The organism is Sinosporangium siamense (genome assembly GCF_016863435.1).
In the GTDB taxonomy this organism is placed as follows: domain Bacteria; phylum Actinomycetota; class Actinomycetes; order Streptosporangiales; family Streptosporangiaceae; genus Sinosporangium; species Sinosporangium siamense.
On record NZ_BOOW01000035.1, the window covers coordinates 23,370 to 39,615 of the forward strand.

Consider the following 16,246-nt stretch of genomic DNA (forward strand, 5'->3'; position numbering starts at 1 on the left):
GGAGCTTCACGGCTCAGACGTGCGGGCTGCGCCGTGCCCCGGCATGACAAGAGGGGCCCACCTAGCCGGTAGACCCCTCGAAAGGCGCGCCGTCCCTCGCTCCCCTCGGGGAGGAGCGGGACGGGCACCGTGGACGTGTGCCTGGAGCTCGCGCTGGGCGTGGCTTAGGCACGCGCCGTCGGCTCGTGTGCCCGGCTCAGCTCGCGACCGGCGCGTTGACGTCGGCCGGGAGGGCCTTGCGCGCGGCCTCGACCAGCGTGGCGAAGGTCTGGCTGTCGGTGACGGCCAGATCAGCGAGGATCTTGCGGTCGACCTCGATGCCGGCGGCCTTCAGGCCCTGGATGAACCGGTTGTAGGTGATGCCGTTGGCCCTGGCCGCGGCGTTGATCCGCTGGATCCACAGCCGGCGGAAGGCGCCCTTGCGGTCCTTGCGGTCGCGGTAGGCATAGGTCAGCGAGTGGAGCATCTGCTCCTTGGCCTTGCGGTAGAGCCGCGACCGCTGGCCCCGGTAACCGCTCGCCCGCTCGAGGACGACCCTGCGCTTCTTCTTGGCGTTGATCGCCCGCTTCACGCGTGCCATCTGATATCTCCCCGGGGGTCGGTCTTACTTGGCGAGCAGCTTCTTGATCTTCTTGGTGTCGGCGTCGGACATCACGACGTCCGGTGCGAGCCGACGTGTACGGGTGGACGGCTTGTGCTCGAACAGGTGCTTCCTGTTGGCACGGCGGCGAATGACCTTGCCGGTAGCGGTCAGCCGGAATCGCTTCTTCGCACCGCTGTGCGTCTTCATCTTCGGCATCTCAGCCGTCTCTCCCTCTGTCGTCTCCGTAGCCGATGCCCGAGCCGGTCCACCGGGGGCAAGGGCACGCCTCACCCGAGACCGGACCTGGTCTCGGCTCCTCGCGGGTGGCCACCCGGCCCGATCGCGGCTCAGCCCCCCGCGGGGACCGGCGCGGACCGGGCGACCCGCGTCACTCCTGCGGCTCGGACTCGTCCGCAGTGTGGTCGTCGTCGTTGCGCCTGGCCTTGGCCGCCGCCTTCTCCGCCTTGGCCTCGGCCTTCTTCTTGTGCGGGCCAATGACCATGATCATGTTACGGCCGTCCTGCTTGGCCTGGGACTCCACGAAGCCGAGCTCCTGAACATCCTCTGCCAGGCGCTGGAGCAGCCGGAACCCGAGCTCGGGACGGGACTGCTCACGACCGCGGAACATGATCGTGACCTTGACCTTGTCTCCGGCCTTGAGGAACCGCACCACGTGACCCTTCTTGGTCTCGTAGTCGTGCGGGTCGATCTTCGGACGGAGCTTGATCTCCTTGATGATCGTGTGCGCCTGGTTGCGACGCGCCTCGCGCGCCTTCATCGCGGACTCGTACTTGAACTTTCCGTAGTCCATGAGCTTGCACACGGGCGGACGAGCCGTGGCCGCGACCTCGACGAGGTCGAGGTCGGCCTCCTGGGCCAGCTTCAGGGCATCGTGGATCGAGACGATGCCGACCTGCTCCCCGTTAGGGCCGACGAGGCGGACCTCTGGCACACGAATACGCTCGTTGATGCGGGGCTCGGCGCTGATGGGACCTCCTAGGTACCTGGCGTTGGTGTATCCGCTGTGGTGCTCGACCGTGCCGGGAGGCATCCGCCGGAAAACGCGAATGCCCCGCACGTCGCGCATGCGGGGCCACTGAGCACCTCGGCACCTGAGCCGTGAGCTCTTTCCGGATGATGTCCGGCGTGATCCTTAACCCGCGCGCATCTCAGCTCGCAGGTGGGAGGGAGACCTCCGCTTGCGCGTCCAGCAGGCATGCTGGACCGATCGAGCAGTTACGTTACCACAACACGGTCGGCTTACCGAATCATCCCTATCCCAAAAGCCGCACGTTAACCGCATGCACGACATCGCACATTCCCCGCCAGACCTCCGGACCATACCCCACACAGAGATCAAGCTCCCACACCGGGCGAAACCCCCGCCCGGCTGAAACGGCAGGCTCAAGGGGGCCTCCAGCGTGGTCATCACCGCTTGCCGCATCGGAGGTGGCGTCCGTGCCGGCACCCGGGCCCGCTCTATGCCGGGGAGGCTCGGCCGCTAACCGCGTGAGGACGCCTCGGCGGCGCGGCGGCGGAGTTCGGCCTCGCCGGCCTCGCGCATGGCCTCGACCGGCACGTCCGTGCGGCCGGTCATCAGCTCCACCTGGCGAACCGCCTGGTGAAGCAGCATGGGAAAACCTCCGAGCACCGTGCCACCGGCCGCGGCGACGGCCTCCGCGACGGTGGTCGGCCATGGCGCGTAGACCACGTCGAAGAGCGCGGGCACCCTCGCCAGCGCGCTCGCGTGCGCGTCCGCGACACCCGACGGCAGAGTGGAGACCACCAGGTCGGCACCCCCGCCGAGGATCTCGTCCAGCTCGTCGAAGGTCCGTACGGCGAGAGCCACCCCGAGCCGGTCCGCAGCCTCGGCCGTCTCCCCCGCCCGAGCCGGGTCGCGCACCACGAGGGTGGCCTGGAAGAGGCCGAGGTCGGCGAAGGCCGCCAGGGCCGAGGCCGCGGTCGCGCCGCCGCCCAGGACGACGGCGGAGGCGGGAGCCTTGACCCCCGCCTCGGTGAGTGCCGTCACCATGCCGTAGACGTCGGTGTTGTGGCCGTGGCGCCCACCGTCGCGGAAGACGACCGTGTTGGCCCCGCCCACCGCGACCGCCGTCTGCGAGACCGTGTCGAGGAGCGGCAGCACCGCCCGCTTGAGCGGCATCGTGAGCGAGAGCCCGGCCCACTCGGGGCCGAGGCCCGCCACCAGCGACGGGAGGCCCGCCTCGTCGCACTCGACGGCCTCGTAGTGCCAGTCGAGGCCCATGCCGGCATATGCCGTACGGTGCAGGATCGGGGAGAGGGAGTGGCGCACTGGGAACCCCAGCACCGCCGCCCGTGTCTGCGCGCTCACCCGTTGTTCCAGTTCCTCTCGAACTCGGCCTTGAACTGGTTGAACTCCGACTCGTGCTCGGTGAACTTCGTGATGGCGTTCTTCGGGTCGGTGGTGACGAAGAAGATCCAAGGGCCCGGCGTCGGGTTGAGCGCCGCCTTGATCGCGTTCATGCCGGGGTTCGTGATCGGGCCGGGCGGCAGCCCCTGGTACTTGTAGGTGTTGTACGGCGACTTGATCTCCAGCTGCTTGTGGGTCGCCGCGATGCCCTTGGTGTTGTGGGCGTACATCACGGTGCTGTCCATCCGCAGGTGCATGTTGATGCCGAGCCGGTTGTAGATCACCCTGGCGACCCTGCCCATGTCCGATGGTTTGCCGGACTCCGCCTCGACGATGCTGGCGATGGTCAGGATCTGGTGCGGGGTGAAGCCGAGCTTCTTGGCGGCACCCTCGAGGTCGATCGCCGAGACCTCTTTCTCATAGCGCTCGACCATGTTGGCGAAGATGTCGGTCGCCGACATCCTGTCGGTGAACTCGTATGCCGCGGGGAAGAGATAGCCCTCCGCCTTGCCCTTGGCCGGGGCGGGAAGACCGAGCGCCTCGCCGTCCCTGGACGCCTTGAGCAGCTCGCTCTTGGGCTTGCCCGTCTCTTTCGCGATCGTGTTGATGACATCGCTTACCCGGTAGCCCTCGGGGATCACAAAGCGGTTCTGAATGCGCTTTTGCGGATCGAGAAGCCCTACGGCGAGAGCCGCGGACATGCCTTTGCGCAGCTTGTACTCACCCGGCTGCAGGGAGGAGCTCTTACCTGCGTCGCCGATGGCGTTGGTGAAGGCACGGGCGCTGGCCACGACGCCCTTCTCCTCAAGGGTCTGGGCGACCTCGGTGGCGCTCTGGCCTTCCTTGATCTCTATGACGACCTCGCCACTGCCCTGCCCTGGGAAGTCGTCGGCGACCATCACGTCGCTCAGCCATACGTAGCCGTAGTAACCGGCGCCTCCGACGACGCCCACCAGGATGATGAGCGCGAGCATGGGGGCGAGAAACCCGCCTCGGTTGCGCCTGCGGCGTCTTCGGCGCCCGCCCCGCTTACCGGAGCGGCCCGACGAGCCGCGCGAGCGGCGGCCCGATCCCTCGTCGTCGGACCCGGTCAGGAAGTCCATATCGAGATCGTTCATTGATGTGCTGGCCAATCTCCCGATTCGAACGGTCCGGCGCTAAATGATCGCGCCCGGCCGGAAGGGGGTCTCCCTGCCATACATCCCTGGTGCCGCATACTTCGTTGCATACGGCCACTGAGCCCTGGAGTTGGGCTCGCGATATGCCCCACGGGGATCGGGGGTATCCCACCGGGCATCATCGCATCCCGAGGTATCTGTTCAGCTCTTCCCGGTATCTCACGAAGTCACTCTCTTTGTCAGTGAATTTCGTGATTCTATGCTTCAAATCTCCGTAGCCATACCAAACCGGACGGCTACGCTTTGTGATCAAAGGGGCGGCTCGACGGCGCGGCCAGGCGGCCTGCCCGTCGAACGCTCAAAATCCAACGCCGCCTGAAGCAGCACCACCGCCGCGGCCTGATCGACCACGTCACGCTGCCGCCGGGCACGCACGCCGCTGGCGCGCAGGCCCTGCTGAGCGGTGACCGTGGTCAGCCGCTCGTCGAACAGGCGCACCGGGACCGGCTTGACGCGCGCCGCGATCCGGCCGGCGAAGTCGGCGGCGGCCTGCGCCGCAGCGCCCTGGCGGCCCGCCAGGGAGGTCGGCAGGCCGACGACGATCTCCATCGCCTCATGCTCGGCGACCAGGCCGGCGAGCCGGTCGAGGTCGCCCTTCCCTCGGCGTACGGTCTCCACGGGAGTGGCGAGCAACCCCGAGGGGTCGCAGCGCGCCACTCCCACGCGCACCGTGCCGACGTCGACGGCGAGTCGCACGCCAGATCGCATGCGGACCTCAGCCGACCTGACCGGCGATCGTGTCGCCGACCGCGCGCAGGGCGTCTCCGATCGCCTCGGGGCGGGTGCCACCGCCCTGAGCGACGTCGTCCTTGCCGCCACCGCCACCCCCAAGTGCCTTGGCGGCCACGCCCACCAGCCGTCCGGCCGACAGACCGCGTGCGCGCCCCGCCTCATTGACAGCGGCGACCACGACCGGCCGGTCCGAGGGGACACCGGCGACCACGACCACCGCGGCGCGGTCACCGGGGAAGCGGCCACGCACATCAAGGGCGAGTTTACGCAGGTCATCAGCGGATGTGCCATCAGGCGCGCGGTGGGTCACTACGGACACACCGCCCGTCTCGGGCGCACCGGCGGCGAGCTCTCCCGCCACGGCGAGCACCTGGGCAGAACGCAGCTTGTCGAGCTCCTTCTCCGCGGCGCGGAGGCGCGAGACGATGCCCTCGACGCGCTCGGGCAGCTCCTCGCGGCGCGTCTTCAGCTGCTCGCTGATCTGCGCCACCAGCACGCTCTCGCGGGCGAGGAAGCGGAAGGCGTCGATGCCGACCAGCGCCTCGACGCGGCGCACGCCCGCGCCGATGGACGACTCGCCGAGCACCTTGACGAGGCCGAGCTGGCCGGAGCTCGCGACGTGAGTGCCGCCGCACAGCTCACGGGAGTATTCGCCGACCTCGACGACCCGCACCTCGTCGCCGTATTTCTCGCCGAACAGGGCGAGCGCCCCCATCTTCCTGGCCTCGGCCTGGCTGGTGTAGTAGGCGTTGACCTTGAGGTCGTTGATCAGCACCGCGTTGACCTCGTCCTCGACGTCGCGCAGCATGCTCGCCGGCACGGCGCCCGCGGCGGTGAAGTCGAAGCGGAAACGGCCCGGGGAGTTCTCGGAACCGGCCTGCGCGGCCGACTCGCCGAGCGCGTTGCGGAAGCCGCGGTGCACGAGGTGGGTGGCGGTGTGGCTGCGGGAGATCGCACGGCGGCGCTCGACGTCGACCTCGGCGTGGACGGCCTCACCCACCCGCACCTCGCCCGCGCGCACCTTGCCGCGGTGCACGACGACACCCGCGACCGGCGACTGCACGTCGACGACCTCGATCTCGCCCCCCGCGGTTCTGATCACGCCCTGGTCGGCGAGCTGGCCGCCGCCCTCGGCGTAGAAAGGGGTGCGATCGAGCACGATCTCGACCGTCATGCCCGCGCCGGCGGCGGGGGCGGCCACGCCGTCGATGAGGACGCCGATGACGGTGGCCTCGGCGAGCGTGGTGTTGTAGCCGAGGAAGTCGACCTTGCCGGTCTTCTCAAGGATGTCGCCGAAGACCGAGATGTCGGCGTTGCCGGTCTTCTTGGCCGCGGCGTCGGCCTTGGCCCGGTCGCGCTGCTCCTTCATGAGGCGGCGGAAGCCGTCCTCGTCGACCTTCAGCCCCTGCTCGACCGCCATCTCCAAGGTCAGGTCGATGGGGAACCCGTAGGTGTCGTGGAGCTGGAACGCCTGGCTGCCCGACAGCACCGGCGCGCCCTTGCGCTTGGTCTCCTCCACCGCGGCGTCGAAGATGGCGGTGCCGGTGCGCAGGGTGCCGAGGAACGACGCCTCCTCGGCGTCGATCACCGTGTGGATGTTGGCGGCGTCGGCCTTGAGCTGCTGGTATTGCTCGGCCATCACCTCGATGGTGGTTGCGGTCAGCTCGTGCATGTAGCGCTCCTCGCCCGCGCCGAGCAGGCGCAGGTTGCGGATCGCGCGGCGGAGCATGCGGCGCAGCACATAACCCCGGCCCTCGTTGGAGGGCAGCACGCCGTCGCCCACCAGCATGACGCCCGCGCGCATGTGGTCGGCGACCACGCGCAGCGAGACGTCCGAACGCGGGTCGCGGCCATAGCGGCTGCGGGTCAGCTCGGCTGCCCGGTCGAGGATCTTGTAGGTGGTGTCGATCTCGTAGATGTTGTCGACACCCTGCAGGATCGCGGCCATGCGCTCCAGGCCCATGCCGGTGTCCACGCTCTTGGCCGGCAGGTCGCCGAGGATCGGGAAGTTGTCCTTGCCGCCGCCCTCACCCCGCTCGAACTGCATGAACACGTTGTTCCACACTTCGAGATAGCGGTTCTCGTCGGCGATCGGGCCGCCCTCGACGCCGTATTCGGGGCCGCGGTCGTAGTAGATCTCCGAGCAGGGGCCGCAGGGGCCCGGCACGCCCATCGACCAGAAGTTGTCGGCCATGCCGCGCCGCTGGATGCGCTCAAGCGGCACCCCGGCCTTGCGGTGCCAGATGTCCTGCGCCTCGTCGTCGTCGAGGTAGACGGTCACCCACAGCCGGTCCTCGGGGAAGCCGAAGCCGCCCTCGGACTCGGGCCGGGTCAGCAGCTCCCACGCGAACGGGATCGCGTCTTCCTTGAAGTAGTCGCCGAACGAGAAGTTGCCCAGCATCTGGAAGAAGCTCGCGTGACGCGTGGTCTTGCCGACCTCGTCGATGTCGAGCGTACGGATGACCTTCTGGGCGCTCGCGGCCCGCCGGTAAGGCGGCTTCTGCTGGCCGAGGAAATACGGCTTGAACGGCACCATGCCTGCGTTGACCAGCAGCAGGGTCGGGTCTTCGGCCACGAGGCTGGCCGAGGGCACCACGGTGTGCCCGCGCTCTTCGAAAAAGCGCAGGAAGCGGCGGGCGATCTCTGCCGACTCCATGAGCTGCCGTCCTTTGCGTTAGGGGCTGTCGTCTACCTGATGAACCGCAGTCGCCGGTCCTCACCGACTACGGTAGAGCTGATCGGGGGCGTCCACGACCAAAGGGGCCTTATACCGCGCGCCGCCCCGGGACCACCGATTCCCTGAGTCAGCCGGTCTGGACTCCTCGGGCGAACGCCTCGGCTGCCGGCTCAGGCACCCGGACCGCTTTGGCCGGTCACCCGAGTCAGCCCGTCTGGGCTCCTCGGTGCGAGCACCCCAGTCGGTGGTTCGGGCATCCGGACCGCTTTGGCCGGTCACCCGGACTGATCGGCTTGGGCATCCAGACCGCTTCGGCTCAGACGCCCTTGGCTTAGACGCCTTGGCTCAGACGCCCGAACCCATTGGGCCAGACATCTGGACCGATGAGCCTGAGCACCTGGGTCGGTCCGGCCGGCAACCTGGGCCACTTGGCTCAGGCCTCCAGACCGATGCGCCCAGACATCCTGATTCAGGCCCCCAGACCGATCTAGCCGGACATTTGGCTGCTTGACTCAGATGTCTGAACTGAACCGGCCAGACACCCTGACCGTTCGGCTCGGGCACCCGGACCGATCTGCCGACCCGGTCAGGCGCCTATGCCAATGTCATCACGTTGCCAATGTCATCACGCGCCGCGACCGGACCGCCGACCGGCGGCCGACCCGTGCTCCACCCTGCCGACCTCAAGACGCGCGCGCAACTCGACCTCATGCTCGGCCGCCGCCTCCAGCACGTCGTCCGCGAACTCGCGCGCCTGCTCCAACAGGCCCACCGCTCCCCCGGCGGCACGCCGCGCCAGGTGATCAGGGTGCAAAGCCTGGAGTTTGCGCATGGCCCACACCGCGAGCAGCGCACCGGCGGCCAGGTTGAGGCCGAGCATCATGATGCGGAAGAAGAGACGGATCATCTGGCCCGCCGCCCCCCGCGCAGAGCCCGCGCTCCATTTCGCCGCTGCCCTTGCGCTGGGGCCTGGCCCTGCCGCAGCACGGGCCGTGCGGGAGACCGGCCCCCGGAGCGGCGGGCCGCGATGGCCTGCCGTACGCCATAGGCGAAAGCGGACAACTTGATCAGCGGACCGGTGAACACCGTGGAGGCCAGATCGCTCACCTGGGCGACATGGCCGCTGACACGCTTGACGTCCTCGGTGATGGCGTCGACCGTGACGAGCCTGCGGTTGGTCTCGGTGACCGTGGCGCTCACGTCGTCGAGCAGAGGCGCGACCCGCTCGCTCATCTCCGACACCATCTTGGTGGTCTCGTTGATCAGCCGGGCGAGTTTGACGAGCACCATGGCCAGAAAGCAGACCAGGATCGCCCAAAACATGGCGACCACCAGGCCCGCGACCTCTCCCGCGGTTAGCATCTGCGGATCCGTCCCCTCGGCACGTGAATGGGGAAGACCTTATCGTGCCCCAGCCAACTTCCCCGCCACCACGCGCCCCACCAGCCCCAGCTCCGAAGGCCCTGGGATGTCGGCCGACATTCGGCCCTTATGATCAGTTTGATCAACGGAGGCGGCCCACCGACCTCCGCTGACCAACCGAACGAAAACAGGGCAGCAGTTCCACAAATGCGCAGGTAAACAAGTGTCGGCCCCGCACACGCGGGGATGGTCCTACCACGGTTGGTGATGCACGGAACCGCGTAGCGTCGACCCCGCACACGCGGGGATGGTCCGTCACTGCGCCTACGGCGCACACACTGACTAGTGTCGGCCCCGCACACGCGGGGATGGTCCCGGTGGGGTCCGCTCGATGTAGCAGTGGCGGCAGTCGGCCTCGCACACGCGGGGATGGTCCTTTCGGGCCGGGATCGATCCAGCTCACCGTGGGGTCGGCCCCGCACACGCGGGGATGGTCCCGTGCTAACGCGGGTGGAGCCTCTCTCGCGGGCGTCGGCCCCGCAGTCGCGGGGATGGCCCCCGGTCGTGATAGACGCGGTCGAGTTCCTGCACGTCGGCCCCGCACACGCGGGGATGCTCCGTTCGCGCACCAGGGCGTACCAATCGGCCAGCCGTCGGCCCCGCACACGCGGGGATGCTCCGGACAGCCCCGAGCCCGCGCAGCCCATCAGCCCCGCGCACGCGGGGATGCTCCGTACACCCGCAGCTCGGACCTCGAACTACACGGACCTCACCGACCCCCGCGAAGGAAGTCCCGAATCCTGGCCCAGCGGTCGGCTACCGGGGCTTCGGCGCCGTGGCGGGTGGGTTCGTAGTAGCGGCGGCCCCTGACCTCCTCGGGGGCGTAGTCCTGGCGGACCAGGCCGTGTTCGGCGTCGTGGGGGTACTTGTACGCCTTGCCGTGGCCCAGGTCGGCGGCGCCGGCGTAGTGGGCGTCGCGCAGGTGTGGGGGCACCTGGCCGATGAGGCCGCGGCGGACGTCGGCGGCAGCCGCGTCGATGGCCTTGATGACGGCGTTGGACTTCGGGGCGAGGGCGCAGTGGATGACCGCCTGGGCGAGGTTGAGGCGGCCCTCGGGCAAGCCGATGAACTCGACGGCGCGGGCGGCGGCGACGGCGACCTGGAGGGCGGTCGGGTCGGCCATGCCGACGTCCTCCGAGGCGAAGATCACAATGCGGCGGGCGATGAACCGGGGGTCCTCGCCGGCCTCGACCATGCGGGCAAGGTAGTGCAGCGAGGCGTCGACGTCGGAGCCGCGCATGCTCTTGATGAACGCGCTGACGACGTCGTAGTGCTGGTCGCCCTGCCTGTCGTAGCGGACGGCGGCGGAGTCGACGGCCTTCTCCACCGTCTCGACGGTGATCTCGCCCTCGGGCACGAGGAGCGCCGCCGCCTCCAGGTAGGTCAGGGAGCGCCGCGCGTCTCCCCCGGCCAGGCGGACCAGGTGGTCGGCGGCCTCGGGCGCAAGCCGTACCTTCCCGGCGAGGCCGCGGGGGTCGGTGGTGGCGCGGTCGAGGACGGCGCGCACGTCGGCCTCGGCGAGGGGCTCCAGCGTGAGCAGGAGCGAGCGTGACAGGAGCGGTGAGATCACCGAGAAGAACGGGTTCTCGGTGGTGGCGCCGATGAAGGTCACCCAGCGGTTCTCGACGGCCGGCAGCAGGGCGTCCTGCTGGGCTTTGTTGAAGCGGTGCACCTCGTCGACGAACAGCACGGTCTGCCTGCCGGTCATGCCGAGTTCGCGCCGGGCCCCGTCGATCGCGGCGCGGACCTCCTTGACGCCCGCCGAGACCGCGGAGACCTCGACGAAGCGGCGTTTGGTGGCGCCGGCGACCACATAGGCGAGGGTGGTCTTGCCGGTGCCGGGCGGGCCCCACAGGAAGAGGGACATGGGCGCGTCGCCTTCGACGAGGCGGCGCAGCGGCGTGCCGGGGCCGAGGAGGTGGCGCTGGCCGAGGACCTCGTCGAGGCCGCGCGGGCGCATGCGCACCGCGAGGGGCTCGTGTCCCTTGTGGGCCTCCTCAGCCGCCGAATCGAACAGACTGTCCACAAGCCGACAGTACCGCCCGGCGCGGGCCTCCGATCACGCCCGTCACCCGGTCAGCCACACCGCCTCGGCGCCCGAGTGGCCGGCGCGGACGGTGTAGTAGACGACGGCGAGGGCCAGCACCACGGTGAGGATCCGCAGCGGGTTGGTGACGCCGGGCCCGAAGCGGGCGCCCCCGTGGACCTGGAGCAGGGATGCCAGGCTGAGCCCGGCGGTGAGCAGGAGCAGGGGCAGACTGAACCCCTCGTGCATGGCGATCCGCTCGCCGAGCTCGCCGGACGGCGGCTGGCCGCCGAACACCCTGTCCCTGAGCAGCGGACCGGTGAGCTGGGCGCCGAGCACCGACAGCGGGGCAAGCACGGCAAGGCCGGTGATCGCCCACCCGAGCCGATCGCGCTGCCCCGGCAGGAGGCCGAGCACGAGGGCGAGGAGAGCGAACAGCGGCGCCAGCACCACTGCGGCATGGACGACAAGGGGGTGGAGGGGCAGGCCGAAGATCTCATTGAACATGAGTTGCGCTCCGAGGTCGGGACTGTTCGCACAGAAGTACGGCCCCTGAGGGGGATGCGTTCGGTCAAACCCTAGATCCGCTGAGATAACAACGCCATCAAATGCCACCCTCGCTCTCTTTTCCCCCTAAGTCCGGTGCCCGCCCAGGGCTTGAGTACGGCAGAAGCCCCCTTAGCCCTCCCGCCGCCCCGGTTGCGGTCGCGGACGGCCCCCGCGAGGTGGGTGGCGGGGGTGGGCACGACCGCCGGGGGACGATTGGCCAAGGCTTCGAGCGCCACCCGCACGGCGGTCTCGACGCCCGCCGCGCGCCCGCCCGATGGGGCGTTGTCGTCGATCGGCATGGCGGAAGCCTCCCCCTCGCGCGGGCCGCGCCCCGGCCACCCCGCCCCGGGGCCGGGGGCGGGGGCGGGGAAATCGGCGGGGGAATCGCGGGCATGCACCTCCACGCCTGCGCCCCCGAGGGCTACCGGCCCAAACCCAGTACCGCGGAAGCCCCCTTAACCCGAGTGCGGTCGCGGGCGCCCTCGTTCGGGCCGGGTGGTGGGGTCGGGCGGACCCGCCGGGGGGCGCTCGGCCAAGGCTTCGAGCGCCAGCCGTACGGCCGTATCGAGCTGGGTGTCCACCCCCGCCGCCCAGTCGCGCGGTGTGATGAGCACCTCGACGTCCGGCACCGCGCCGCGGTTCTCCAGCTCCCACCCGTAGGCGTGTGACCAGTGGGCGTAGCCGGGCACCGTGATGCCGGTGCCGTCGGTGAGCCGGTGGGACCCCCGGAAGCCGATGACCCCGCCCCACGTCCTGGTGCCGACCACGGGGCCGAGCTTGAGCGACTGCACGGCCCCGATGATGATGTCGCCGTCGGAGCAGGTCTCCTCGTCGCAGACCACGACGACGGGGCCGCGGGGGGCGTCTCGAGGCCAGCTTCGCGGCTGGGTGTGGCGGTTGATCGTCCACCCCACGATCCTGCGGGTGAGTTTCTCCACGACCAGCTCCGAGGTGTTGCCGCCGCGGTTGCCGCGCACATCGACGATGAGGGTGTCGCGGGTGAGTTCGCGGCTGAGGTCGCGGTGGAGCTGCGACCAGCCGCCGCCGGTCATGTCGGGCACGTGCAGATAGCCGGCGCGTCCGCCGCTGAGCCGCCGGACGTGGGCTCTCCGGTCCTGCACCCAGGCGTGGTAGCGCAGGGCGGCATCGTCGATCACGGGCACGACGACCGCGCGGAACTGCCTGCCGCCCGACTCCACGGCGAGTTCGACGGGTTTGTCAGCCGCGTCGACGAGGAGCGGCGCCGGGCCGGTGACGGGGTCGACGGGGTGTCCGTCGACGGCGAGCAGGGCGTCCCCGGGCTTGATGCCGCTGCCCGCCAGGGGCGATCGCGCGTGGGGGTCGGAGGTCTCGGCCGCATATACGCGGCGCACCCGCCAGAGTCCGTCGGTGTCGCGCACGAGGTCGGCGCCGAGCATGCCGACGAACCGGTAGGAGCCGTGCCCGTGGCCGGAGGTCACGTAGGTGTGGGAGGCGCCGAGTTCGCCGAACAGCTCCCGCAGGAGGTCGGCGAAGTCGTCCGGCCCGCCGACCCGGGACAGCCACGGCCGGTAGGTGTCGAGGGCCCGCGCCCAGTCGACCCCGCCCATGTCCGCCACCCAGAAGCGGTCGCGCATGATGCGCCCGGCCTCGGCATAGGCCTGGCGCCACCGGTCGGCCGGGTCGATCTCCAGCCGGATCCGGTTGAGGTCGATCGAGGCGGCGTCGCTCTTCTTCCCCGAGACGGGCATGACGCGCAGGTCGCCCTGGTCGAGGACGACGACGCGGGTGCGGTCGCCGCTGACGGCGTAGCGGGACACCTCGTCGTCGAGCTCCTCGACGGCGCGTTTGCCGAAGTCGAAGCGTTCGAGGACGTAGCGGTGCCGGCGGCGGTGCCCGCCCCCGCCGGCCGGCTCGGGGTCGCGCTGCGGCATGCGCAGCCACAGCAGGCCGTCCTTGACCGCTTCGAGGCCGTGGTAGCGCCCTTCGGCGACGGGCAGCGCGAGGACGCGCTCCTGGAGGCCGTCGACGTCGACGGCGACCTCGCCGACGGTGGGCGCGTCCTCGGGGTCGACGGGCCGTCCGCCGAGCCGCGGGCCGAAGGGCGGCGGGGTGCCCTGCTGGAGCGGGATCAGATACGGCCGGTAGCCGAGTGGGAAGGCGAGGTCGAACGAGTGGGCGTCGTAGATCGGGTCGAAGCCGCGCCGGGACAGGAAGGCGAGATATCTGCCGTCGAGTGTGAAGACGGGGTCGCTGTCGGCGAACCGCCCGTCGGTGGCCTCGACGACGGTCCGGTCGGCCAGTTTCATGAGGCGGATGCCGCGCGACGTCCCCTGATCGGGATGGGACCAGGCGAGCCAGGCCGAGTCGGGGGAGAAGGCGAGGTCGCCGACGACGCCGTCGCCCGAGCGGGCGAGCTCGCCGACCTCGCCGTCCGGCAGGCTCACGAGGAGCAGCCGCCCGTCGTGGGTGGCAACGGCCACGGCGCTCCCGTCGGGCGCCCCGGCGATCTCCTCGACGCGGCCGAGGGCGCCCGCCGCGACAGCCTTGGGCGGGCCGCCCTCGGGTAAGACCTCCAGGCCGTCCTCGCCGGAGGCGTCGCTGACCCACACGACGGGCCCGTTGCCGGGCGGCGCGGACTCCTCCTCTCCGTCGCCCGGGCGGGGCCCGCCGAGCACGAGGGGCATCCGGGCGCGCACGCCGCGCCGTACGTCGAGGGCGCGCACCGGGCCGTCCTCGTGCGGCACCCAGTACACGGCGCCGGCGACCTCCACGGCACTGGCCCGCCCGGTGACGTCGCAGGCGTAGTCGTCGGGGCGCTTCGCCGCGGGGTGCGGCTGGCGCCCGCGGCCCGAGCCGCCGAGCCTGACGCGCAGCGGCTCGGGCTCGCCGGAGAGGTCGGGCAGGACCCACAGCTCGCCGGCGCGCACGTAGACGACGCGGGTGCCGTCGGTGGCGGCCTGGCGGGCGTAGAAGTCCTCGTGGGCGGTGTGGCGGGTCAGGCCGGAGCCGTCGCGGGCGCAGGAGTAGAGGTTGCCGACGCCCTCGTGGTCGGAGAGGAACGCGACGCGGTCGCCGACGAGCATGGGGCAGGCGAGCTGGCCGGGCAGGTCGAGCGGCAGCGGCGCGCCGTCGAGCCAGAGCCGGCCCGTTCCGCCGCCGCGGTAGCGCTTCCAGTGGGCGGGTTCGTGCGAGGCGGCCCCGGTGAGCAGCAGGGTGCTCTCCCCCGCGACCGCGAGGTCCGACACGGGCCCATACGGCAGGCGCTCGGCGGGGCCGCCCTGCGCGGGAACGGCGTAGGCCCGCGTCATGAAGTGGAACGGCTGGCTGTGGGCGCTGGTGGCCAGCAGGGTGTCTGTGCCGTGCCAGCCGCGCAGCCGGGTGCTGTGGTGGGCCCAGTAGGTGAGCCTGCGGGCGGGGCCGCCGTCGACGGGGGCGATGTGGAGTTCGGCGTCGGTGTCGCGCCAGCTCGTCCAGGCGATGTGAGCGCCGTCCGGCGAGATGCGCGGGTGGCTGACGCGAACACGGTCGACGCTGAGACGGTAGGCCCTCCCCCCGTCCAGCGGCGCGACCCATACGTCGTCTTCCGCGATAAAAGCCAGGAGACCTCGATGAATGTAAGGAAACCGGAGGTACGACCCACTAGTCACTCAGGCCATGTTAAGTCGCCCCTGTGGGGCTCTCAATAGCGTTGATCGAATTCTCGGCTTACGTGAAGCACATCCGAGGGCCGATACGATGCGCCAGGTTGAAAAGTCATGGAACAGTAAACTCGGAGGACGCACCGTGAGCGGCGAAGACCGCCAGAGCCGGCTGGCTCGGGAACACAAGGAAAGGCAGGCGCGGCGCGCGCAGGAGGAGGCCCCCGAGAAGAGCAAGCGCACCGTCGCCCTCGCCGTCGGCGTCGGAGCCGTCGTCGTGGTGGGCGGGATCATCGCCGCCGTCGTGGTGAGCGGCGGATCGGGTGAGCCGGCGAACACCGCGGCCTCGCAGAGCCCGACGCCGTCGGCCTCCGCCTCCGCCTCCCCCTCGGCCGTACCCTCCGCCATCCCCTCCGTTCCGGGGAAGGACTCGAACGCGGTGTCGTGCGAATATCGCAAGGACACGACCGGCGTGCCGACCAAGTTCGTGGGTTATCCGCCGAAGAAGCCGAACATGCGCTGGAAGCACATGACGCTGGTGACCAACCAGGGCGACATCGTGATCGAGCTCGCCACCCAGGCGGCGCCCTGCGCAGTGAACTCCTTCGCCCACCTGGCCAGGAAGAACTTCTACGACGGCAACAAGTGTCACCGGCTGGCGACCATGGAGACCGCGGGCCTCAAGCTGCTCCAGTGCGGCGACCCGCACGCCAAGGCCGACGGCAAGAGCGACACCGACGGGCAGGGCACCGCGGGCTACCTCTACAACGACGAGAACGTCGGTATCCCGCCGAAGCGGGGCGTGGTGCTGCTCGCGCAGTCCTCCGACGCGGCGAACGCCAACAACAGCCAGTTCGCCATCTCCTACGGTGACGAGACGGCCGAACTCGGCGGGCAGTTCAGCACCCTCGGCGTCGTGACCAAGGGCATCGAGATCGTCGACCGGGTCGCGGCCGGAGGCATCCTCAAGCACGACGGCGACATCATCGGCGACGGCGGTTCGAACGCGCCCAAGCTCCCCGTCACGATCAAGGACGTGAAGATGTCCGTCCGTTGAGGTACGGCATAGC

At 70.2% G+C, this 16,246-nt stretch carries 13 protein-coding genes and 1 CRISPR repeat array; of the genes, 1 reads left to right on the top strand and 12 read right to left on the bottom strand.

The window, feature by feature from the left end; translation table 11 throughout:
• Nucleotides 1-196 precede the first annotated feature (196 nt).
• The 12 genes from rplT to Ssi02_RS27010 form a co-directional block, all read right to left on the bottom strand.
• Nucleotides 197-580 (bottom strand): 50S ribosomal protein L20, encoded by a 384-nt coding sequence (rplT, locus tag Ssi02_RS26955; RefSeq protein ID WP_204030378.1) that lies wholly within the window; start codon nt 578-580, stop codon nt 197-199.
• Nucleotides 581-604: 24 nt separating this feature from the next.
• Entirely contained in the window at nt 605-799 is a 195-nt protein-coding gene (rpmI, locus tag Ssi02_RS26960) for a 50S ribosomal protein L35 (protein WP_204030379.1), read from the bottom strand.
• A gap of 172 nt (nt 800-971) precedes the next feature.
• Nucleotides 972-1,670 (bottom strand): translation initiation factor IF-3, encoded by a 699-nt coding sequence (infC, locus tag Ssi02_RS26965; protein WP_239129760.1) that lies wholly within the window; start codon nt 1,668-1,670, stop codon nt 972-974.
• A 414-nt stretch (nt 1,671-2,084) separates the two neighbouring features.
• A complete protein-coding gene (locus Ssi02_RS26970; RefSeq protein WP_204030380.1) occupies nt 2,085-2,933 on the bottom strand; it encodes a shikimate dehydrogenase in 849 nt (282 codons plus the stop codon).
• Complete coding sequence (gene mltG / locus Ssi02_RS26975; protein ID WP_239129763.1) at nt 2,930-4,075, bottom strand: endolytic transglycosylase MltG; 1,146 nt, start codon at nt 4,073-4,075, stop codon at nt 2,930-2,932. Before mltG ends, Ssi02_RS26970 begins: the two co-directional genes overlap by 4 nt.
• 324 nt (nt 4,076-4,399) lie before the next feature.
• Nucleotides 4,400-4,858: a Holliday junction resolvase RuvX gene (gene ruvX / locus Ssi02_RS26980; protein ID WP_204030382.1), complete on the bottom strand. Its 459-nt coding sequence runs from the start codon at nt 4,856-4,858 to the stop codon at nt 4,400-4,402.
• 7 nt (nt 4,859-4,865) lie between these two features.
• Nucleotides 4,866-7,538, bottom strand: coding sequence for an alanine--tRNA ligase (alaS, locus tag Ssi02_RS26985; protein WP_204030383.1), 2,673 nt, complete (start codon nt 7,536-7,538; stop codon nt 4,866-4,868).
• A 646-nt stretch (nt 7,539-8,184) separates the two neighbouring features.
• Nucleotides 8,185-8,466, bottom strand: a complete 282-nt coding sequence (locus tag Ssi02_RS26990) for a hypothetical protein (protein ID WP_239129766.1) — start codon at nt 8,464-8,466, stop codon at nt 8,185-8,187.
• Nucleotides 8,463-8,921 (bottom strand): DUF948 domain-containing protein, encoded by a 459-nt coding sequence (locus tag Ssi02_RS26995; protein WP_204030384.1) that lies wholly within the window; start codon nt 8,919-8,921, stop codon nt 8,463-8,465. The genes Ssi02_RS26990 and Ssi02_RS26995 overlap by 4 nt, the downstream gene beginning before the upstream one ends.
• Before the next feature lie 230 nt (nt 8,922-9,151).
• A CRISPR array of direct repeats spans nt 9,152-9,654; the repeat unit is 23 nt; unit sequence CCCCGCACACGCGGGGATGGTCC.
• Between the two features lie 36 nt (nt 9,655-9,690).
• On the bottom strand, nt 9,691-11,007 hold the full coding sequence (locus tag Ssi02_RS27000; protein ID WP_239129768.1) for a replication-associated recombination protein A: 1,317 nt from the start codon (nt 11,005-11,007) through the stop codon (nt 9,691-9,693).
• A 42-nt stretch (nt 11,008-11,049) separates the two neighbouring features.
• Complete coding sequence (locus Ssi02_RS27005) at nt 11,050-11,514, bottom strand: DUF2231 domain-containing protein (protein ID WP_204030385.1); 465 nt, start codon at nt 11,512-11,514, stop codon at nt 11,050-11,052.
• A gap of 497 nt (nt 11,515-12,011) precedes the next feature.
• Nucleotides 12,012-15,185 carry a S41 family peptidase gene (locus tag Ssi02_RS27010; RefSeq protein WP_204030386.1) on the bottom strand — a complete coding sequence of 1,058 codons (3,174 nt, stop codon included), beginning with the start codon at nt 15,183-15,185 and terminating at the stop codon, nt 12,012-12,014.
• Nucleotides 15,186-15,321: 136 nt separating this feature from the next.
• On the opposite strand from Ssi02_RS27010, the gene Ssi02_RS27015 reads away from it, so the two are divergent.
• The gene (locus Ssi02_RS27015) at nt 15,322-16,233 is read left to right on the top strand and encodes a peptidylprolyl isomerase (RefSeq protein WP_204030387.1); all 912 of its coding nucleotides are present in this window, start codon (nt 15,322-15,324) and stop codon (nt 16,231-16,233) included.
• The last annotated feature ends 13 nt before the right edge of the window (nt 16,234-16,246 follow it).